At 74.5% G+C, this 19,793-nt stretch carries 21 protein-coding genes; 7 read left to right on the top strand and 14 right to left on the bottom strand.

Going from position 1 to position 19,793, the window contains the following annotated elements; all coding sequences use genetic code 11:
• Positions 1-10 precede the first annotated feature (10 nt).
• The 7 genes from GKC29_RS21455 to GKC29_RS21425 all read right to left on the bottom strand — a co-directional run bounded on the left by GKC29_RS21455 (position 11) and on the right by GKC29_RS21425 (position 6,743).
• Positions 11-1,699, bottom strand: a complete 1,689-nt coding sequence (locus GKC29_RS21455; protein ID WP_155332531.1) for a long-chain-fatty-acid--CoA ligase — start codon at positions 1,697-1,699, stop codon at positions 11-13.
• A gap of 196 nt (positions 1,700-1,895) precedes the next feature.
• Complete coding sequence (locus GKC29_RS21450) at positions 1,896-2,615, bottom strand: spermidine synthase (RefSeq protein WP_155332530.1); 720 nt, start codon at positions 2,613-2,615, stop codon at positions 1,896-1,898.
• 81 nt (positions 2,616-2,696) lie between these two features.
• Positions 2,697-3,311 (bottom strand): bifunctional 2-polyprenyl-6-hydroxyphenol methylase/3-demethylubiquinol 3-O-methyltransferase UbiG, encoded by a 615-nt coding sequence (locus GKC29_RS21445; RefSeq protein ID WP_155332529.1) that lies wholly within the window; start codon positions 3,309-3,311, stop codon positions 2,697-2,699.
• Between the two features lie 27 nt (positions 3,312-3,338).
• Positions 3,339-4,247, bottom strand: a complete 909-nt coding sequence (locus GKC29_RS21440) for a sulfite exporter TauE/SafE family protein (RefSeq protein WP_155332528.1) — start codon at positions 4,245-4,247, stop codon at positions 3,339-3,341.
• On the bottom strand, positions 4,244-4,849 hold the full coding sequence (locus GKC29_RS21435) for a rhodanese-like domain-containing protein (RefSeq protein WP_155332527.1): 606 nt from the start codon (positions 4,847-4,849) through the stop codon (positions 4,244-4,246). Before GKC29_RS21435 ends, GKC29_RS21440 begins: the two co-directional genes overlap by 4 nt.
• Positions 4,850-4,930: 81 nt before the next feature.
• Complete coding sequence (locus tag GKC29_RS21430; protein WP_155332526.1) at positions 4,931-6,340, bottom strand: MBL fold metallo-hydrolase; 1,410 nt, start codon at positions 6,338-6,340, stop codon at positions 4,931-4,933.
• 133 nt (positions 6,341-6,473) lie between these two features.
• Positions 6,474-6,743, bottom strand: coding sequence for a metal-sensitive transcriptional regulator (locus GKC29_RS21425; protein WP_155332525.1), 270 nt, complete (start codon positions 6,741-6,743; stop codon positions 6,474-6,476).
• A 125-nt stretch (positions 6,744-6,868) separates the two neighbouring features.
• On the opposite strand from GKC29_RS21425, the gene eccB reads away from it, so the two are divergent.
• Complete coding sequence (eccB, locus tag GKC29_RS21420) at positions 6,869-8,257, top strand: type VII secretion protein EccB (protein WP_155332524.1); 1,389 nt, start codon at positions 6,869-6,871, stop codon at positions 8,255-8,257.
• Between the two features lie 34 nt (positions 8,258-8,291).
• Here the strand turns inward: eccB and GKC29_RS21415 are convergent, their stop codons facing one another.
• From GKC29_RS21415 to GKC29_RS21400, 4 genes are read right to left on the bottom strand one after another with little or no spacing between them, the layout of a single operon-like run.
• A complete protein-coding gene (locus tag GKC29_RS21415) occupies positions 8,292-8,897 on the bottom strand; it encodes a bifunctional 2-polyprenyl-6-hydroxyphenol methylase/3-demethylubiquinol 3-O-methyltransferase UbiG (protein WP_155332523.1) in 606 nt (201 codons plus the stop codon).
• A 41-nt stretch (positions 8,898-8,938) separates the two neighbouring features.
• Positions 8,939-9,805 carry a carbohydrate ABC transporter permease gene (locus GKC29_RS21410; RefSeq protein WP_155332522.1) on the bottom strand — a complete coding sequence of 289 codons (867 nt, stop codon included), beginning with the start codon at positions 9,803-9,805 and terminating at the stop codon, positions 8,939-8,941.
• Positions 9,805-10,767 (bottom strand): carbohydrate ABC transporter permease, encoded by a 963-nt coding sequence (locus GKC29_RS21405; RefSeq protein WP_155332521.1) that lies wholly within the window; start codon positions 10,765-10,767, stop codon positions 9,805-9,807. Before GKC29_RS21405 ends, GKC29_RS21410 begins: the two co-directional genes overlap by 1 nt.
• The gene (locus GKC29_RS21400; protein ID WP_155332520.1) at positions 10,764-12,158 is read right to left on the bottom strand and encodes an ABC transporter substrate-binding protein; all 1,395 of its coding nucleotides are present in this window, start codon (positions 12,156-12,158) and stop codon (positions 10,764-10,766) included. The genes GKC29_RS21405 and GKC29_RS21400 overlap by 4 nt, the downstream gene beginning before the upstream one ends.
• A gap of 116 nt (positions 12,159-12,274) precedes the next feature.
• Between GKC29_RS21400 and GKC29_RS21395 the strand changes: the two genes are divergently transcribed.
• From GKC29_RS21395 to GKC29_RS21380, 4 genes are all read left to right on the top strand, one after another.
• A complete protein-coding gene (locus tag GKC29_RS21395; RefSeq protein WP_155332519.1) occupies positions 12,275-13,318 on the top strand; it encodes a zinc-binding dehydrogenase in 1,044 nt (347 codons plus the stop codon).
• Entirely contained in the window at positions 13,315-14,136 is an 822-nt protein-coding gene (locus GKC29_RS21390) for a sugar phosphate isomerase/epimerase family protein (protein WP_155332518.1), read from the top strand. The genes GKC29_RS21395 and GKC29_RS21390 overlap by 4 nt, the downstream gene beginning before the upstream one ends.
• Positions 14,137-14,204: 68 nt before the next feature.
• Entirely contained in the window at positions 14,205-15,542 is a 1,338-nt protein-coding gene (locus GKC29_RS21385) for a hypothetical protein (RefSeq protein ID WP_155334273.1), read from the top strand.
• A gap of 81 nt (positions 15,543-15,623) precedes the next feature.
• A complete protein-coding gene (locus GKC29_RS21380; RefSeq protein WP_155332517.1) occupies positions 15,624-16,031 on the top strand; it encodes a DUF2267 domain-containing protein in 408 nt (135 codons plus the stop codon).
• Positions 16,032-16,098: 67 nt separating this feature from the next.
• Here the strand turns inward: GKC29_RS21380 and GKC29_RS21375 are convergent, their stop codons facing one another.
• Together GKC29_RS21375 and GKC29_RS21370 are read right to left on the bottom strand one after the other, a co-directional pair.
• Positions 16,099-17,340 (bottom strand): hypothetical protein, encoded by a 1,242-nt coding sequence (locus GKC29_RS21375; protein WP_155332516.1) that lies wholly within the window; start codon positions 17,338-17,340, stop codon positions 16,099-16,101.
• Positions 17,341-17,372: 32 nt separating this feature from the next.
• On the bottom strand, positions 17,373-17,888 hold the full coding sequence (locus tag GKC29_RS21370) for an NUDIX hydrolase (protein ID WP_230688746.1): 516 nt from the start codon (positions 17,886-17,888) through the stop codon (positions 17,373-17,375).
• 160 nt (positions 17,889-18,048) lie between these two features.
• Here GKC29_RS21370 and GKC29_RS21365 point away from each other — a divergent pair, with 160 nt between their 5' ends.
• Complete coding sequence (locus tag GKC29_RS21365; RefSeq protein ID WP_155332514.1) at positions 18,049-18,531, top strand: type II toxin-antitoxin system PemK/MazF family toxin; 483 nt, start codon at positions 18,049-18,051, stop codon at positions 18,529-18,531.
• A gap of 58 nt (positions 18,532-18,589) precedes the next feature.
• Here GKC29_RS21365 and GKC29_RS21360 read toward each other — a convergent pair whose 3' ends face one another.
• Positions 18,590-19,237, bottom strand: a complete 648-nt coding sequence (locus tag GKC29_RS21360) for a GGDEF domain-containing protein (protein WP_155332513.1) — start codon at positions 19,235-19,237, stop codon at positions 18,590-18,592.
• A gap of 241 nt (positions 19,238-19,478) precedes the next feature.
• Here GKC29_RS21360 and GKC29_RS21355 point away from each other — a divergent pair, with 241 nt between their 5' ends.
• On the top strand, positions 19,479-19,718 hold the full coding sequence (locus GKC29_RS21355; protein ID WP_155332512.1) for a DUF397 domain-containing protein: 240 nt from the start codon (positions 19,479-19,481) through the stop codon (positions 19,716-19,718).
• Positions 19,719-19,793: the final 75 nt, after the last annotated feature.

Here is a 19,793-nt window from a genome sequence, read left to right as displayed (position 1 = left end):
GCGTACGCGGTCAGCCGGCGAGCAGCCGGTCGCGGACCTCCCGGCGCAGCACCTTGCCGATCTGCGACCGCGGCAGGTCCTCGACCACCATCACCCGCCGCGGCACCTTGTACGCGGTCAGGTGCTGCCGGCACGCCGCGCGGATGCCCGCCTCGTCCGTGGTGCAGTCGGCGTGCAGCACCACCGCGGCGACGACCTCCTCGCCCCCGCCGGACGCGGGCAGCCCCACCGCCGCGGCGTCGAGGACACCGGGCACCCGCCGCAGGGCCTCCTCCACCTCGGACGGGTAGACGTTGAAACCGCCGGTGATGATCAGCTCCTTGATCCGGTCGACCACCCGGACGAACCCGTCCGGGTCCATCTCGACGACGTCCCCGGTGCGCAGCCAGCCGTCGGGCAGCAGCACCGCCGCCGTCTCCTCCGGCCGTCGCCAGTAGCCGGCGAACACCTGCGGGCCGCGGACCAGCAGCTCGCCGGCCACGCCGGGGGCACGGTCGTGGGACGGGTCCTCCGGGTCGACGATGCGGATCTCGGTGGACGGGAACGGCACGCCGACGGTGCCGGGCCGCCGCTCCGGCGACACCGGGTTGCCCAGCGCCACCGGGGACGTCTCGGTCATCCCGTAGCCCTCGACCAGCAGCCCACCGGTCACCGACTCCCACAGCTCGACCGTGGCCGGGGGCAGCGCCATCGCGCCGGAGATCGCGTACCGGGCCGAGGTGAGGTCCACCCCGCGCTCCCGGGCCGCGGTGGCGAGCTTGTCGTAGATCGGTGGCACGGCGGGCAGGAACGTGGGGGGTCGGCGGCGCACCGCGTCGAGGGTCTGGTCCAGGTCGAAACGGGGGAAGAGCACGAGCGTCGCGCCGATGCTCACCGAGAAGGTGAGGCACAGCGTCAGCCCGTACGCGTGGAACAGAGGCAGCACGGCGTACACCGTCTCGGCGCCGTCCCGCAGGCCCGGCACCCACGCACGGCCCTGCGCGGCGTTGGCGCGCAGGTTGCGGTGCGTGAGGACGGCGCCCTTCGGCGTGCCGGTGGTGCCGCCGGTGTACTGGAGCAGCGCGGTGTCGTCCGGCCCGGGCGCGGGGTGGTCGGCGGCCAGCGGGCCGGCGGCGGCCACGATGCGTTCCCAGGACAGCGCGCCCGGCGCGGGCGCGGTCATCGCGGCCCGGGCGGCGCGGACCTTCGGCAGCGGCAGCCGCAGCGCCCAGCGCTTGAGCCGGGGCAGTGCCGCGCTGAGGTCCACCGCGACCACGGTCTGCACGTCGGTGGCGCCGGCCGTGCCGAGCACCAGCGGGGCGACCTTGTCCCAGACCACGGCGACCCGGGCACCGTGGTCGGCGAGCTGGTGGGCGAGCTCCTGCTCGGTGTAGAGCGGGTTGTGCTCGACCACCACCGCGCCGAGCCGGAGCACCGCGTAGAAGGCGACGACGTGCTGCGGGCAGTTCGGCAGCACCAGCGCCACCCGGTCGCCCCGGCCGACGCCGAGGCGGCGCAGCGCCTCGGCTGCCCGGGTCACCTGGGCGTCGAGTTCCGCGTACGTGGTGGTGGCGCCGAAGAAGTCCAGCGCGACCCGGGAGCCGAACCGGCGGGCGGCGGCGCGCAACAGGTCGACCAGTGATTCGTCCGACGGGGCGATGGTCGCCGGCACGCCCGGGGGGTAGCTGCGCAGCCAGGGTCGCTCGACGCTCAGGTCCATGTCTCTCCTCGCTGGTGACGCGCCGTCGAGCCGCGCTTCGGGAGACGTGGCCCGCCCCAGCCTAAACTACGCGCCGGTAACCTACGTCTCCGTAGGTTCACCGGTGTACGCGCTCCATGCCGCGTGAGCGACCCGCCGGTCGCCTGACGTGCCAGGACGGCGGCGGCCGATGCCCTGTCGACCTGCGACAACAACCTCAAACCGGAGTGTGCGCGACGTACACCGTGTTCGCGGACTCGCCGCCGGTCAGCGGGTTCGGGAAACGGACGACGTGCGGCTCCACCGCCGCGAACACCCGCGCGAGGACCTCGGTGAAGGCGGCGTCGGGCGGGTCGTCGGACCAGAGCGCGAACACACCGTCCGGCCGCAGGCAGGCGGCGAGCCGGCGCAACCCGTCCCACGTGTAGAAGGCGGCGTGGCTGGGGTGCAGGACGTTGCGCGGGGAGTGGTCGATGTCGAGGAGCACCGCGTCGAACCGCCGCCCCGGGTGCTCCGGGTCGAGGCCGGCGCCCCCGGCGACGGCGGCGAAGAAGTCCGCGCGGACGAAACGGGTGCGGGGGTCGCCGGCGAGCCCGGCCGCGAAGGGCAGCAGGCCACGCCGGTGCCAGTCGAGCACGTCCTCGACCGCCTCCACCACCAGCATCGAGGCGACCCGGTCGTCCTCCAGCACGGTACGGGCGGTGAAACCCAGCCCCAGGCCGCCGACGGCCACGTCGAGGTCGCCCCGGGCCAGCGGAGCCAGACCCAGCCGGGCCAGCTCGATCTCGGCGACCGGGAACAGGCTCGACATGAGGAAGTCGTCGTCGAGCTTCACCTCGTACACGTCGACGTCGAGGGCGGGGTCGCGGCGCCGGCGCAGGCTGATGGCGCCGATCGGCGTCTCCCGCCAGGCCAACTCCTCGAACCGTGCGCCCACGGGCCGGATGCTACCGGCGGCGGGAGGTGAGCGGCACCCGGGGCGCGGTGGGCACCGCGCGGCGCCCGGGCCGGTGCCGACTCAGCTATCGTCCGCCGGGCGGACGGCGACGACCACCGTGTCGAGGGCGTCGACCGTCGTGCCGTCGGGGCGGGCGACGGGCCGGCGGGCCGTCTCCGCCCGGACCACGCGCAGGCCGGCGAGCGCGGCGACCACCGCCTCCGGGGTGTGCAGGATCTCCGGGTCCTGCGGACCGCCGGTGCCGCCGGTCAGGTTGGCGCGGTCGTGACCGACGACCACGACCCGGCCGCCCGGGCGGAGCGCGGCTCCCGCGCCGGCCAGCACCCGGGCGAGGTCGTCCGGCGGCAGGTGCAGGTAGGCGACCAGGACGACGTCGTACGCCCCGAGCTCCGGCAGCCACGTCGTGACGTCGGCGACGTGCCAGTCCACCGTGACGTTCCGGCTCGCCGCCAACGTGCGGCCCCGGGCGACGGCGACCGGCGAGAAGTCCACCGCGGTGACCTGCCAGCCCTGCCGGGCCAGCCAGACCGCGTTGCGTCCCTCGCCGGCCGCGAGGTCCACCGCCCGGCCGGGCGGGAGGTCGGCCAACTCCTCGACGACGAACCGGTTCGGCTCGTCCGTCCAGACCAGATCCGGCGTGGATGCGTACCGCGCGTCCCACTCGTCGCTGTCCATGACCGCATCCTCTCCCGGGTCAGCTTCTCACCGTGGGGCGACCGCCCGCAGCACGCGGCACACCGGTGTCGGGATCCACCCGTGCCCGCCCCGGCACGCGGCGGCGAGCAGCGCGACGGCCGCGACCGTGGCGGCGAGGCCGCCGGCTGCGACCCAGAACAGCGGGTCGCCACGCAGCTGACCGGGCATCTGCTGGCCGAGGACGAGGACGCCCATCGCCACGACGAACCAGCCGAACGCCGTGCGCAGTACCTGCTCCGGGACGCGCCCGGCGATCCGGCCGCCGGCGAGGCTGCCGACCACCGCGGCGGCGGTCACCGCGGCGGCCAGCCCCCAGTCCACGCTGACGCTGGACAGGTAGCCGGCCAGGCCGGCGAACGACTTCATGGCGATGACCACCAGCGAGGTGCCGACCGCCGCCGGCATGGGCAGGCCACCGAGCAGGGCGAGGGCGGGCACCACGAGGAAGCCGCCGCCGGCGCCGACCAGCCCGGTGACCAGGCCGACGACGACGCCGTCCAGCACCACCCGCGACACCGGAAGCTCGTGCGGCACCGGCCTACCGCCGGTGTCGCGCCGGCCCCGGATCATCGCGGCCGCGGTGGCCAGCATCATCAGCGCGAAGCCGGTGAGCAGGACCGCCGCCGGCACGAACGCGGCGAGCCGGCCGCCGGCGTACGCGCCGGCCATGCCGGCGACGCCGAAGACCAGGCCGGTCCGCCACCGGACCCGGCCGGCACGCGCGTGCGGCAGCACACCCACCGCGCTGGTCACCCCGACGACGAGCAGCGAGGTGGCGATCGCCTCCTTCGCGGGCAGGCCGGCGACGTAGACCAGCAGCGGCACGGCCAGGATGGACCCGCCGCCGCCGAGCAGGCCGAGGCTGATCCCGATCAGCACGGCCAGCCCGACGGTCAGCGCGAGGCTTCCGGTCACGACCGCCGCCCGGCAGTCGCGCCGTCGCGCAGCTGCCCGACGATGGTGTCCAGGTCGCAGCTGGCGCCCCGGTTGTACGGCAGCTTGCCGAGCAGCATGCCCATCGCGCAGGTGTTGGTGACGGCAGCGAAGGTGAGGCCGGCGCCGATGAAGCCGGCGACCCACTTCAGGCCGGGCACGAACACCGAGGCGAGGACGCTGACCAGCACGATCGAGCCGGCAACCAGGCGGACCTGCCGCTCCAGGTCCCAGCGCGGGGTGCCCCGCGTGGTTGGGGCGTCGGCGGCCTGCCAGGCGAGCATGCCGCCGTCCAGCACCTTGAGGTTGGGCAGCCCGGCCCCGGCGAGCGCCTGCTCGGCCTGGGTGGCGCGGGCGCCCGAGCGGCAGATCAGCACCACGTCCTCGTCGAGGTGGTTGCGCAGTTCCTCGCGGTGCTCCTTGAGCAGGTCGAGCGGCACGTTGTAGGCGCCGGGGACGTGCGAGGTCTCGAACTCCGCCGGGGTTCGTACGTCGAGCAGGCGGGGGGCCCGACCGGAGTCGATCAGCTCGCGCAGGGTGGTGGCGTCGAGGGTGGCGGGGCGGATGTTTCCGGAGGTGCTCATGTTCTCCTCGTTCTGGGGTGGTCGGGGCGACGGGGGCAAGGCCCGGCCGCCGCCCGGTCGGCGGCGGCCGGGCGGTGGTCACTAGCGGGGAAAGCCCTGCTCGGCCATGGCGACGCCGGCCGCTTCGGCCTCGCCGAACCTGTCGTCGATGACGACGACGTCGCGGCCCGCGTTCGCCAGCAGCGAGGCGGCGGCGGTGGCCCGGTAGCCGGAGCCGCAGTGCACCCACACGGTGCCGGCGGGCACGTCGGAGAGGCGCTTCGGCAGGTCGGGCAGCGGGATGTGCACCGCCCCGTCGATGTGACCGGAGGTCCACTCGTTGGTCATCCGCACGTCGAGGACGACGTCCGGTGCGGGCAGCCCCGAGGGCGTGGTCCCGGCCCGCGCCGCGGCCAGCGCGGCGAAGTCGGTCATCCGCAGCTCCCGCAGGTGCTCGCGGTCGGCCGCCCACCGGGTGGTCTCGCCGGTGGCCTGGGCGGCGGGCCGGTCGATGCCGATGCGCACCAGTTCGCGCTGGGCGTCGGCGACCTGTTCGGGCGTCTCGGCCAGCAGGGTGATCGGCACATTCCAGTCGATGAGCCAACCGAGCCAGGTGGACATCGGGCCGTCGAGCCCGAGGCTGACCGTGCCGGCCAGGTGGGATGCGGCGTACGCCTTGCGGTGGCGCAGGTCGACCACCCACTCACCGGCGGCGATCCGCTCGCGCAGCTCAGCGGCGTCGGCGCGGGCGACCGGGGTGAGGTCGACCGGTGCCGGCCCGGCGGCGTTGGCCACACCCATGTGGGCGTAGTAGGCCGGGTAGGCGTCCAATCCGGCGAGGGTCCCGGTCACGAAGTCGTCGGCGGCCAGCCGGAGTACGGGGTTGGCCTGCCGCTCCCGCCCGATCGTCGACTCGGGGGCGTCGGCCTGGCTGGCCGAGCAGAAGCTGCCGAAGCCGTGGGTCGGCCAGACCTGAGCGCCGTCCGGCAGCAGGTCGGCGAGTCGCCGGGCGGAGGCGTGCTGCCGGTGGGCGAGGTCGTGGGCGTGCTGCTTGCCGAGCAGGTCGGTCCGCCCGGTGGTGCCGAACAGCAGCGAGCCACCGGTGAAGACGCCGGCCGGTCGCCAGCCGCCGTCTGCGGCTTCGTCCAGGACGTACGACAGGTGGTGGAAGGTGTGCCCCGGTGTGGCGACCACCCGCAGGCGCAGCGAGTCGGAGACGGGAACGGTGTCGCCGTCCGAGACCGCGACGCGCTCGAAGTCGACCTCGTCGGCCGCCGCCAGGAGGTAGTGGGCGCCGGTGATCCGGGCCAGCTGCAGCCCACCGGAGACGTAGTCGTTGTGGATGTGCGTCTCGACCACATGGGTGATCCGGACGCCCCGCCGGCCGGCGAGGTGGAGGACCCGGTCGATGTCGCGCTGCGGGTCGACCACGACGGCCACCTGGCCGTCGTCGGCCAGGTAGCTGCGGTCGCCGAGTGACGACGTCGCGATGACGGACACCTGCACGGTCATGGGGAGCTCCTTCGATCTCGGCTGATACCCCGGGGGGTATGTGGTGAACAGACGTCCGCCTGGGTCGGTGTCACGCGCGCGGACTACCCGTTCGCGGCGCGGTCACGCCACGAACGGTCGGGTCGTCACGGGGTCAGGACAGGGCGAGGAACAGCTTCTCCAGCTCGTCCTCGGTCATCTCCGGCTGCTCGCCGCGCTCGCGCGCCAGGTTGCAGTGCCGCATGCCGGAGGCGATCAGCTTGTAACCGGCCCGGTCCACCGCCTTCGAGACGGCGGCCAGCTGGGTCAGGGTCTCCCGGCAGTCCTGCCCGGTCTCGATCATCTCGATCACGGCGTTCAACTGGCCGCGCGCCCGCTTCAACCGGGTCAGCGCGTCCGCCGTCATCTCGGGTCGCAACTTCACCTCGTCACCTCCACGACCGAGCATACCCCCTGGGGTATCAACATGCCACCTCGGCGACGCAGGGTCCTCGGGACATCGACGCAACGCTTATCCTGTGCGCCGAGCCCGCCACCGGAGGGGATTCCATGCCGTCGCGGCAGGACCAGCTGCACTCGTACCAGTTCACCGTCCAACGGGCGGTCGCCGCCCTGGTGATGCGGGAGACCGACCCCGCGCAGTCGCCGTTCCGGCGGTTGGCGGGGGCGGGGCTGGCCAGCGTGCTGGTGGCGGTGATCGCCCTGGGCGGTTTCGCCCTGTACGGGTTGTTCGCCGGGGGCGGAAGCAAGTGGCGTGACGAGGCCGCGGTGATCGTGGAGAAGGAGTCCGGCGCCCGGTTCGTCTACCGCGACCAGCGGCTGCACCCGGTCCTCAACTACGCGTCGGCCCTGCTCATCATCGGGGCCGAACGGCCCAAGACGGTGCTGGTCTCCCGCCGGTCCATCGCCGGGGTGCCGCGCGGCCTCCCGCTGGGCATCGCCGACGCACCCGACTCCCTGCCCGGCCCGAACGGGCTGTCGACCGCGCCGTGGACGGTCTGTTCCGTGACCGGCGCCGACGGCGACCGGCCGGAACCCCGCTCCGCGCTCCTGATCGGCGTGGACGCCCCGGGTGGCCGGCCGCTGGGCGACGAGGGCCTGCTCCTGCGCCACCCCGACGGCGGGCTGCATCTGGTCTGGCAGCAGCGGCGGCACGCGATCCGCGACCCCGACCGGGTGCTCGCCGCGCTCGCGGCCACCCGGGCCCGGGCGGTCCCGGTGGCGCCGGCCCTGCTGCACTCGCTGACCGCCGGCGTCGACCTGACCCCACCGGCCCTGCCCGGTGAGGGGCGGCCCTCGGCGCGGGTCCCCGGCGCCCGCATCGGCGACGTCTACCTGGTCCGCAACTCCGGCGGTGGCCGGCAGTACGCGGTCGCGCTCCGCGACGGGCTCGCCGGCATCACCGAGTTGCAGGCCAGCCTGCTGCTGGCGAGCACCGGCCAGGGCGAGCCGGAGCCGATCACGCTGGGGCGGTTCGCCGCCCTGCCCAAGGTGCCCGACCTGACCCCGGCCGGGCCGACGGCCCCGCCGGCCGTACCGCCCCGGTTGGCCGCTCCCGACGGCGGGCTCTGCACGCGTGTCGGCGAGGACGGCGCGGTGTCCGACGTCCGGTACGGGGTCCGGCTGCCGGACCTGGGCACCGCCCTCCGCTCCGGGCCCGCCCCGGCGGAGGGCGGCGTGGTCGCCGACCACGTCGTCGTGGACCCCGGCCGGGGCGCGGTGGTCGAGGCGGTCGCCGCGCCCGGGGCGTCCGGGGGCGCGATCTGCGTGGTCACCGACCTCGGCCGGCGGTACGTGCTGGCCGGCGCCGAGGTGCTCGGGATGCTCGGCTACCGCAACGTGCGTCCGCTCCGCCTGCCGGCGAGCCTGGTCAGCCTGGTGCCCCCGGGTGCCACGCTGGACCCGGCCGCCGCCCGGGTGGTCGCCGCCCCGGCGTGACGGGCCGGGGCGGAGCCGGATCTCCGGGGCGTTCTCAGCCGGCCGGGCGGCGGAGGATGGTGACGGCGAAGTCGCTCTCCTCCCGCCAGGGGCGCAGGTCCCAGGTGGCGAAGCGGTGCTCGCGGCGCAGCCCGGCGGCGGTCGCGTCGTCGTCGAAGTCGGCCAGCCGGTAGCCCCGGTCGAGGCCGAAGCCGACCGCCACCACACCGTCCGGTCGCAGGTGCGCCGCGATCCGCCGGAGCACCGCCGGCTCGGTGCCGGGCGCGACGAAGGCCATCACGTTGCCGGCGACCACGGCCGCGTCGAACGGCTCCGGCTCCCCGGCGGCGGTCAGGTCGAGGTCGGCCAGGTCGGCGACGAGCCAGCGGGGGCCGGGGTGGTCCGCCCGGGCCGCCTCGACCAGGGCCGGGTCGGCGTCGACGCCGATCACGGTGTGGCCGCGCGCGGCCAGCGCGGCGCCCACCCGGCCGGTGCCGCAGCCGGCGTCGAGGATCCGGGAGCCGGGCGGCACCAGGGTGTCGACCAGTCGGGCCTCACCGGCGAGGTCCACGCCCTCCGCGGCGAGTCGGCGGAACCGGTCGATGTACCACTGCGAGTGCTCCGGGCCGGTCTCGGTCATCCAGCGCGTCGGCTTCCCCATGCCGCCACGTTAACGGCTCCCCGGCGGCACCCACCCTGCGGTCAGCCCTTCTCCGCGCCGCTGGTCAGGCCCTCGGTGAGCAGCCGTTCGCTGGCGAAGAAGAGAATCACGATGGGCAGGGTGAGGATGACCGAGCCTGCCATGAGCACGGTCTTGGGGACCTCCACCCCGTCGGCGAGCTGCGCCAGCCCGAGCGACACCGTCCACCGGTCGGGCTTGTCGACGAGGAAGAGCAGGGCGAAGAGGAACTCGTTCCAGGCGATCATGAAGTCGTAGAGCGCGACCGCCATGATCGACGGGGCGGCGAGGGGAAGGCTGACCCGCCGGATGATGCCGAGCCGTCCCGCACCGTCGAGGGCGGCGGACTCCTCCAGGCTCACCGGGATGGTCTCGAAGTAGTTCTTCAGCATGTAGACCGAGACCGGCAGCGTCTGCGAGATGTAGACCAGGATCAGCCCGAGCAGCGAGCCGCGCAGCCCGGCCCGGGTGAAGACCACGAACAGCGGGATGGCGATGACGATCGACGGGAACAGGTAGACCGCCAGGAACAGGAAGTGGACCTGCCGGCGGCCGAAGAACCGCAGCCGGGAGACGGCGTACGCGCCCGGGATCGCCACCAGCAGGGTGAGCAGGGTCGCCGCGACGGCGACCAGCCCGCTGTTGCGCATGAACGTGAGGAAGCCCTGCCCGCCGTCCTCGGCGGCCTTCAACACCTCGGTGTACGTGGTGACGGTCAGCTCGCCCAGCCCCACCACCAGCGAGCCGGGGTCGAGCAGGAGGCGCTCGATGGGGCGTACCGAGAGCACCAGCATGTAGTAGAAGGGGAAGGCGGTGACCAGCAGGAACAGCGCGATCACGAGCCGGCGCAGCCAGCGCAGGCTCACCGTCTCGATCCGGTCCCGGTCCATCAGTCTGCCCTCCGTCCGCCGAAGAAGCGCAGGTAGACGACGACGAACAGGATGAGCACGACGGCCAGCACCACCGCCTGCGCGGCGGCGGCGCCGATGTCGGTACGCGTGGTCAGGAACTCGTAGACCCGGACGCTGACCACCTCGGTGCCGGCCGCGCCCCCGGTGAGCAGGTAGACGTCGTCGAACTTGTTGAACGTCATGATGAAGCGCAGCACACCCAGCAGGGCGATCACCGGGAGCAGTTGCGGCAGCAGGATGTGCCGGAACCGCTGGGTCGGCGTGGCCCCGTCGACGAGAGCCGCCTCCTCCAGCTCACCGGGCACCGCCTGGAGCCGGGCGAGCAGGAACAGGAACGCGAAGGGGAAGTACCGCCACGCCTCGAACGCGATGACGGTGGCCAGCGCGGTCGACTCCTGGGACAGGAACGGAACCGGCGCGTCCCAGCCGAGGAACCGCTGCCCCCAGTTGTTGACGATGCCGAGCTGCGGGTCGAGCATCACCTGCCAGACGAAGGTCACCGCGACCACCGGTGCCACGTACGGCAGCAGCATCGAGGCGCGGACCAGGGTGCGACCCCGGAACGGCCGGCGCACCACCAGCGCCGCGACGAGGCCGAGCACGATGGAGCCGGCTGTGCTGCCCAGGCTGTAGACCAGCGTGGTCCAGAGCGTGTCGGCGAACCCGGGGGTGTTGAGCACGCGTTCGACGTTGGCGAGGGTGAACTCGCCGAACAGGCCGGTGCGGCGCAGCGTGGCCAGGCGTACCCGCTGGAAGGCCAGGACCACCGTCCAGACGATCGGGATGCCGATCACCGCGACCACGACGAGCACGGTGGGCGCGACCAGCGCGAGCCCGGCGCGGGACTCGCGCTGCCGGAGCGTGACCGGCCCCCGGCGGCGGGCCGGGACCGGCCGCTCCCGGGTGGGGGAGCGGCCGGTGTCCGGTGCCGCGGTCGTCAATTGACGCCCGCCTTGATGGCCTCCACGTCCTGCTGCGCCCGCCCGGCCGCCGCGGCGGCGTCGGACTTCCCGGAGACGACGTCGGCGAGCGCCTTCGGCACGGGCAGTTCCCCGAGGATCGCGCCGACCAGCTTGCCCTGGCCCTGGGTGAGGCCCCACCGCTGGAACGTGTCCGGGCTGCGGCGCAGGGTGGCGAGCACCTCATCGCCGTAGACCTCGGCGAGCGGCTTCTTCGCGTCGACCCCGGCCTGGCTGGTGTTCCAGGCGGTGAGGAACTTCTCCGGCTCCGCCGCGGTGCCCTTGCGTACCGGGAAGCGCCCCTTTGGGGACATCCCGAACCAGCGGGGGTAGGCGTCGTCCAGCATGTGCTCCACGAAGGACTTCGCCGGGTCGTCGGCGGCGCCGTCGAGCACCGCCCAGGAGGTGATCTCGCCGTACTGCGCCGGCTCGGCGCCGTTCGGGCCCTTGATGGCGGTGACGAAGCCGCTGTTCTTCGCGAGGAACGTCGGATCGGAGGCGCACTGCGGGCAGGTCGGCCTGGCGTCGTTTCGCAGCCCGGCCAGTTCGTCGAGGATGAACGGCGACCAGATCAGCATGGCCGCCTTGCCGGCGAAGTACGTGGCGCGGGTGGTGTCCACGTCCTGCGCGCCCTTGACCGAGTGGTTCCGCATCAGGTCGCCGTAGAAGCGGAACGCCTCCACGCACTCCGGGGTGTCCAGCTTCACCGCACCGGAGTCGTCGGTGAGTTGGCAGTTGTTGGCCAGTGCGAGGTGCTCGAAGGTCTGCTGGGTGAAGACGTCGCCGGGGGCGGTCGCGGCGGTGATGCCGGCGACTCCGCCGGTGTTCAGCTTCGCCGCCGCGGCGGCGATCTTCTCGTACGTGTCGGGGACGGGCAGGCCGGCGGCGTCGAAGAGGTCCTTGCGGTAGACCAGCAACTGGCCCCAGCCGTCGCTGGGCACGGCGAGCTGCCGGCCGTCCTCGGAGGTCAGTTCCAGGGCGCGGGGCGAGAAGGTGTCCCGCCCGAGCTTGTCGACGACCTCCTTGTTCGCGTCCGCGTGCAGCAGTTCGTTGCCGGCGAGGGTCCGTACGCCGGCCAGCGACACCGACCCGACCACGTCGGGCAGCTCCCCGGCGGCGGCGCTGGAGGCGATCAGTGCGGGGAACTGGTCCTCGTTGACGGTGACGAGCTCGACGGTGATCCCGGTCTGCTCGGTGAAGTCGGCGATGATCGCCTTGGTGGCGGTGACCCGGTCGGCCACGTCCTCCAGGCTCCACACGGTGATCTTCCTGCTGTCCGTTTCGGACTCGTTGTCGCCGCAGGACAGCAGGCTGGCCCCGGCGAGTGCCATGATCAGGGTGGCGGCGAGTGTCCGCATCGGAGGTGCTGGCATCGGTGGCACTCCTCTCGAAGGGTACATGACGGATTCAACCCCTTCGATTGATCAATGACAAGACATATAACGAAATTTTGCCTACGATGGAACCCAGTGCTACCGGGATGTGACTCATGGTCAACTGGGTTGTCTCTCTGGCCGGGCCGCGACAGATCAGCCTCCAGCCCTGCCCCCCGGATCCGCTCGGTCCCGGTCAGGTGCGCGTCCGCACCTGCTACTCCGGCATCTCCGCCGGCACCGAGCTCACCCTCTACCGCGGCAGCAATCCGCGCCTGAGCAAGGACTGGGACGACGTCACGCGGATGTTCGTCCCCCGGCAGGCCGTCGTGCCGTACCCGCTGGTGGGCTTCGGCTACGAGGAGGTCGGCGAGATCGTCGAGGTGGCCGCCGACGTGGCCGGCCGGCAGCCCGGACAGGTGGTCTGGGGCATCTGGGGACACCGGGCGGAGGCGGTCGTGCCCGCCGACACCGTGCAGCCGCTGCCGGCCGGGCTCGACCCCCTCGCCGCCGTCTTCGCCCGCCCCGGCGCGATCGCGCTCACCGCCGTCCTGGCCGGCGACCTGCACCTGGGGGACTGGGTGGGCGTCTTCGGGCAGGGCGTCATCGGCCTGCTCGCCACCCGGCTCGCCGTGCTCTCCGGTGCCCGGGTGGTGGCGGTGGACCGGATGCCGTCCCGCCTGGCGCACGCCACCCGTCTCGGTGCCCGGCTCGCCGTGGACGCCACCGCCGACTCCGCCGCCGCCGTCCTCCGGCGGGCCACCGGCGGGCGCGGCGCGGACGTCTGCCTCGAACTGTCCGGGGCGTACCCGGCGCTGCACGAGGCCATCCGCGCCACCACCCACGCCGGCCGCGTCGTGGCCGCCGGCTTCTACCAGGGGCAGGCCGACGCGCTCGGCCTGGGGGAGGAGTTCCACCACAACCGCATCCAGTTGGTGGCGGCCCAGGTCTCCGGGCCGACCCCGGCGCCCGGCATGGCCGGCCGGTGGACCGGTGCGCGGGTCACCCAGACGTTCATGGACCTGGTGGCCGAGGGCAGCGTCGATCCGCTGCCGCTGGTGAGCCACGTCGTCGACGCGAGCGCGGTGGCCGACGCGCTCGCGCTGCTCGACCGCGGTGACGGTGACGTCCTCCAAGTAGTTCTGAGGTTCCGACCATGACGACGATCCCACTGGCCTGCCAGGAGCAGCTCCTGCCGGGCGACGACCTGATCCGCAAGTACGCGCTCGCCACCGCACTCGGCTACCACGGCATCGAGCTGCGCGGGCGCGGCGACCTCGCCTTCGTCCGGCGGCTGCCCGAGCTACGTCGGGCCCGCGCGGCCGGCGTGGTCATGCCCACCGTGTGCGTGGAGATGGACCACTTCATCGGCGACTTCGACCCCGGGCGGTCCCGCGACGCCGTCCGCAACCTCCGGTCGCAGCTGTCGGTGATCGCTGAACTGGGCGGCGTCGGGGCGATGACGCCGGCCGCGTGGGGGATGTTCTCCCGCCGGCTGCCGCCGTTCGAGCCGCCCCGGTCCCCGGCCGGCGACCGGCGGGTGCTCCTCGACGCTCTGGGCGAGCTGGGCGAGCACGCCCGCACCGAAGGCGTCACCCTCTTCCTGGAGCCGCTCAACCGGTACGAGGACCACATGGTCAACCGGCTCGACGAGGCCGTCGCCCTCTGCGCCGCCGTCGGGCTGCCCTCGGTGCGCGTGGTCGCCGACACCTTCCACATGAACATCGAGGAGGACGACGTCCACGCGGCGCTGCGCGCCGCCGCGCCGTACCTGGGGCACGTGCAGGTCAGCGACTCCAACCGGTGCCAGCCCGGCGCGGGCCACCTGGACTGGCCGGCGCTGCTGCGGACCCTGCTCGAGATCGGCTACCCCGGCTGGCTGGCGCTGGAGTGCCGGCTGCGCGGCGACCCGGTCCGCGCGCTGCAACACGCCGCGACGGTGCTGCGGCTGGCCCAGCCGAAACGAGCGGCGGCGTGAGCGCCGGCACGCCGGGCGGCGGTGTGAGCGCCGGCACGCCGGGCGGTGTGGTCGCGGGGCCCGGCGCGGTGCGCAACGACGCCCCGGCGGGACCCGTCACCGCCGACCCGGCCGGCCTTCGGGCGCTGGCCGTGGCGACCCTCGACGGCAACTGGGAGCACGACCACACCGTGCCGTCACGCACCCTCTACCCGCACCAGTGGAGCTGGGACTCGGCGTTCATCGCGATCGGCTGGGCCCACGTCCGCCCGGCCCGCGCCTGGCGGGAGCTGGCCAGCCTGTTCCGGGCCCAGTGGGCCGACGGCCGGGTGCCGCACATCGTGTTCAACCCGTCCGTGCGGGTCGGGGCGTACTTCCCCGGGCCGGACCACTGGGCCTCGGCGCTCGCCGAGGGCGCGCCGGCCGCCGCCACCTCCGGCCTGATCCAGCCGCCGGTGCACGCGCTCGCCGCCTGGCTCGCGTACCGGCGGGACCGGTCCGAGGCGGCGCGGGCGGCGCTGGCGCGGCTCTACCCGCGGCTGGTGGCGCAGCAGCGGTACCTGGCCGCGCGCCGGGACGTCGGAGGCGGGGGTCTGGCCTGCATCGTGCACCCGTGGGAGTCCGGTCTGGACAACAGCCCGGCCTGGGACGCCCCGATGGCGGCGGTACGCGCCGACGCGGCCGTCATGCGCGCGTACCGCCGGCACGACACCACACACGCCGACGCCGCGCACCGCCCCACGGACCTGGACTACGCGCGCTACATCGCGATCGTCGCGTCCTACCGGGCGCTGCGGTACCGCGACGACGACCTCGCCGACCGGCATCCGTTCCTGGTGGAGTGTCCGCTGCTCAACGCGGCGATGGGCGGCGCGGAGCAGGCCCTGGCCCGGATCGCGGCGGTCGTCGGCGCCGACCCCGGCCCCCACCGGGACCGCGCGACCGCGATCACCGAAGCCCTCGTCCGCCGGCTGTACGACCCGACCACCGGCCTGTTCCACCCCCGTGACCTGCGCACGGGCCGCCTGGTCCCGGCCCGGACGGCGCTCGGCCTGATGCCGCTGGGGCTGCCCGACCTGCCGGCCCGGGCGGCGGCGAGCGTCATCGCCGAGGCGTGCTCGGCCCGGTTCGGGCTCGCGCCCCGCATGGAGCGGCCGCTGCCCAGCCACGACCGCACCGCGCCGGACTTCGAGCCGTTGCGGTACTGGCGCGGCCCGAGCTGGTTGAACCTCGCCTGGCTGCTGCGCCGGGGGCTGCGCGCGCACGGACGGCCCGACCTGGCCGCCGGCCTGCGCCGGTCGATGATCGGGCTGGTGGCGCGGTCGGGCTGCCACGAGTACTTCCATCCGGACACCGGCGCGGGCCTCGGCTCGCCGGCGTTCGGCTGGACCGCCGCCCTGCTGCTCGACGTCCTGGCCGACGGGTAGGGCCCGCCGGCCCCGCTGCCGGGAACACCGGCGGGCGCGGTCCCGTCGGTTTGTGCGGTCGCGCGGCGGGTAAGCGCGGCCGTGCGGTTTCCCCTCTTCGTCGACGCGGTGTCCCGCCGCGCGGGCCTGCCCACCGAGCAGGCCGCCACCGTCGCCCGCGCGGTGCTCCAGACGATGGTGGAACGGATGACCGGTGGGGAGGCCGCCGACCTGGCGGGACACCTGCCGGACGACGCGGGCGACTACCTCGCCGAGCCGGGCACGACTCCCGCCGGCGGTCGGCCGCCGGCCATCGGCCCGGTGGAGTTCCTGCGCCGGGTGGGGGAGCGGGCCGGGGTGGACGACGAGACCGCCCGGACCGGCACGGCGGCCGTCTTCGCCACCCTGCGCGAAGCCGTGACGGTCGACGAGTTCCGGGCCATGGTGGCCCAGCTTCCCCGCGACTTCGACGGCATGACGCAGCCGATCCCGCGCCCGCCGGACTGGTGACCCCGGGGCCCCGCACGGCCACCCCCGCACGCCGTCCCGGCCCCGTCGCCACCACGCTGACCAGCGGCTACCAGGTGTCCGGCGGGTCGGCCGCATCGGCCTCGGGCAGGTCCTCCGGCTCGGCGACCCAGGCGGAGAAGACCGGCAGGCCGTGCCACGGGCCGGGCGTGCCGAACCGCTCGTCGGTCGCGACGGCGACCGCCGCGTACGGGTGGCCGAAGCGCAGCTCGGCGGTGCGCCGTACCGCCTCCGGCGGCAGGGCGACCGTCATGGCGAACCCGGTGACCGCGGCGGCCTCGAACCCGTAGCGGCCGTACCGGGCGGCGGCTGCCTGGGCCGCCTCGAAGCCGAGGTCGGGCCGGGCCAGGAGCGCGCGGAAGGCCTCCGCGGCCGCCGGGAAACCGAGCGCCGACGCGGAAAGGTCGTGGTGGCTCTCGGCCGACCAGCAGGGCAGCACCGCGGCGACCCGCTCCTCCCGGACCGCGAACGTGCGCACCGTCTCCTCCCGCAACGTCCACAGCGGAGCCTCGCCCAGCGGCAGGTCGTACAGCGAACGCCGGCCGGCCGGCTCGTCGCCGTCGAGCGCGTGGGCGGCCTGCTCGTGGGCTGCGGCGAGGACGTCACCGGGCGGTACGTCGGCCGCCGCGGCCACCGAGACCACCAGCAGTCCCGGTCCGTCCTCGGCGGTAGGGCGTGCGGGTGCGGCGTGCACGATCACGTCCCCGGCCCGGTCGGTGGCCGCGACCCACGCGCGGTGGCCGTGCGCGGGAGTGCGCAGGACCCGCCGCAGCCGGCCGGCCCAGGCGCTGCCCCGGCCGAGCGCCTCCGCTCCGGTCACCTGGAACGGCTCCGCCCAGGACACCCGGGTGGCGAGCGCGCTGGCCAGCACGAGCAGCACCTCCGGCCGGACCTTCAGCGGGAAGCGCTCGATCAGGCCGAGGCTGTGCTCGCGCGCCCAGGCGTCGAGGGTGGCCTGGTCGGGCAGGGGGCCGGTCTGCGTCGACGGTGGCAGGCCGGCCCGCCAGGAGGCCAGGCCGGGGGAGTCGACCCCGCCGGCCTGCCAGAGGCCGGTCGCGGCGCCGACCAGCGGGTGCGGGTCGGCCAGCAGCGTACGGGCGGCGTCGGCGGCGGCCTCCGCGCCCGTGCCGAGCACCTCCTCCAGGTCGGCCCGGGCGGTGCCGGAGGCGGCGGGTGCGATCAGGGCGAGCAGGAGCCAGGCGCCCAGCGGGGAGGCGACGTGGTGGCCGTCGCCGAGGGCGCTGTGCAGCCGTTCGGCGTACCGGGCCACGCAGGCGGGAATGTCGGTCATCGCTCCACTGTGCCCGTGGTCGGCCGTTTCCGTCACGACCAGAGCTCGAACGGCTCGTCGACGCGCTCGCCGGCCAGGAAGCGGGGAAGCAGGTCGGGCAGCCGTCCCGGGTAGAAGCGCGCGTCGCCGGCCGTCACCTCGGCCACCGGCCACCACCGGAAGCCGAAGTAGTCCTCCCGCTCGTACGCGAGCCGGTGCGTCTCGTCGACGTCCGGGCCCGGCACGGCGAGCCGGACCGGGACGACCACCTCGTCCTGGAGGTGCCGGCGGTGGCGGTGCAGGAAGCTGGCCCGCCGACGCCAGGTCGGCGCCCCGACCAGGGCGGGGGCGACGGCGATGCCGGTCTCCTCGTGCAGTTCCCGGACGGCCGTGTCGAGGTACGTCTCGCCGGGGTCCATCCCGCCGCCCGGCAGCTCCCACCACGTGCCGAGCCGCGGGTGCGCCGGGTCGCGGGTGTGGAACAGCAGCACCCGTCCGTCGACGTCGAGCACCACGAGCCGTACCGCCCGCCGCTCGACGACCGGGTAGTCGTCCGGCAGCCCGGTCACCACGGGGTTCCGAACGGGGAGGGCGGGCGCACGGGGACGGGCATGGCCCCGATCCTGGCCGGTGCCGGCGTGCCCGTCCAGTTCGGTGCGCCGGTGTTTCCTCAGCCGGGCGGTGTCCCTCAGCCGTGGGACGGGAGGGGCAGGCGTTAGGCTGCCGGCCGTGGCAGGTCTTCTCCGGAGTGTGGCCGCGCGCCTCGGCACCGTCATCCCGTCCCCGCGGCGACCGGGCCCCGCCCCGGCCCAGGTCGCGCGTCGGCGCCAGGTCGCCGCGCTGCAACGTCGCCAGCTCGCGTACGCCCCGGAGCTGGACGGGCATGCCGACCCGGGGGAGATCGTCTGGACCTGGGTGCCGTACGAGGACGACCCCCGCCAGGGCAAGGACCGTCCGGTGCTGGTGGTGGGCCGGCACAGCCGGACGTTGTTCGGGCTGATGCTCTCCAGCCAGGACGACCGCGACGGACAGCGGCACTGGCTGGCCCTCGGGGCGGGTGGTTGGGACCGGTCCGGCCGTCCGAGCTGGCTGCGGCTGGACCGGGTGCTGACCATGCGCGAGGACTGCATCCGTCGCGAGGGGGCGGTGCTCGACCGGGAACGCTTCGACCGGGTGGCCCGGGCGCTGCGCGCCGGCTACGGCTGGCGGTAGGGCATCTCCCAGGCGCGTCGGCGCCCCCGGCGGCCGGGCAGGTGACGGAGCGGGCGGGTCAGCGGTCGGTCGCGCCCGCGCTGTCGAGCTGGCGGCGCGGGCGGGCGGACGCGACGCCCTTCGCCCGGTACATCGCCGCGTCGGCCTGGTCCAGCGCCTCGGTCAGCTGGCCCGGGCCGGTGACCGGCGCCAGGCCGACCGAGGCCGTCACCTGGATGGTCAGCCCGCGCAGGGGGATCGGCGCGGCGAGGATGTCGCAGAGTCGCCGGGTGGCGTGCTCGATCCACCGCCGGTCCACCCGCGGCGTGGTCAGCAGCCCGGCGAACTCGTCGCCGCCGAGCCGGGCGACCGGATCGCCACCGGCGAAGGCGGCGAACCGCTGGGCGACGCTGACCAGCACCTGGTCTCCGACGGCGTGCCCGTACCGGTCGTTGATCTGCTTGAAGTCGTCGAGGTCGAGGACGACGGCGATGACAGGCCGGCCGGCCGCCCCGGTCAGCACCGCGGCGGCGAGCCGGTGGAAGGCGCGCCGGTTGGGCAGGCCGGTCAGCGGGTCGTGGCTCGCCGCGTGGCGCTCGGCCGCGAGTTCGGCCTGCAGCACGGCGAGCTCGGCTTCGGCTCGGATAGCCCGGCGGTGCAACTGCCAGGACGAGACGAGGGCTCCCGCGGCGCAGATGCCGGACGCGATGGTCAACGGATCCGGCACGAGCCCTCCCGTCACGCCGACGCCCCGGCCCCGCCGGCGGTCACCGACACCCCGTGTTTCCCTGGTGGCAGCCCAGGGTGAGATGACTGTCCGTGAGCGGTTCGGTACCGCACACGTCGGTTATCATGCTCGCTGTCCAATGCGGATGCAATAGCAGATGCACGTGCAGGAAACCCCTCCGTCCATTCGCGACGCCTCCACCGGCCCCGGTGCGAGCGGGTGCGTGAAGAGAAAGACGTACATGCAGCAGCCACCGAACGGCCTCCCCACCAACCAGCTGCCGCCGTTGCGGTGGCAGAAGAGTCGCCGCAGCAACCCCAGCGGCAACTGCGTCGAGTTGGCCGAGCTGCCCGGCGGGGCGGGCATCGCGGTCCGCAACTCCCGGCACCCCGACGGGCCCGCCCTCATCTACACGGTGGACGAGATCGCGGCCTTCGTGCTCGGCGCCCGCGACGGCGACTTCGACCACCTGATCCGCTGACCCGCCGTCCCGCTGCCGGGCCCGATTCGCCTCGCCGGAGCCATTCACCTCACTGACCGTCCATGGCATGCTTAC

The sequence above is a fragment of the Micromonospora sp. WMMC415 genome, assembly GCF_009707425.1.
GTDB lineage: Bacteria > Actinomycetota > Actinomycetes > Mycobacteriales > Micromonosporaceae > Micromonospora.
Note: the sequence above shows the minus strand (reverse complement) of the source record. Positions and strands in the feature narration are given on the sequence as shown.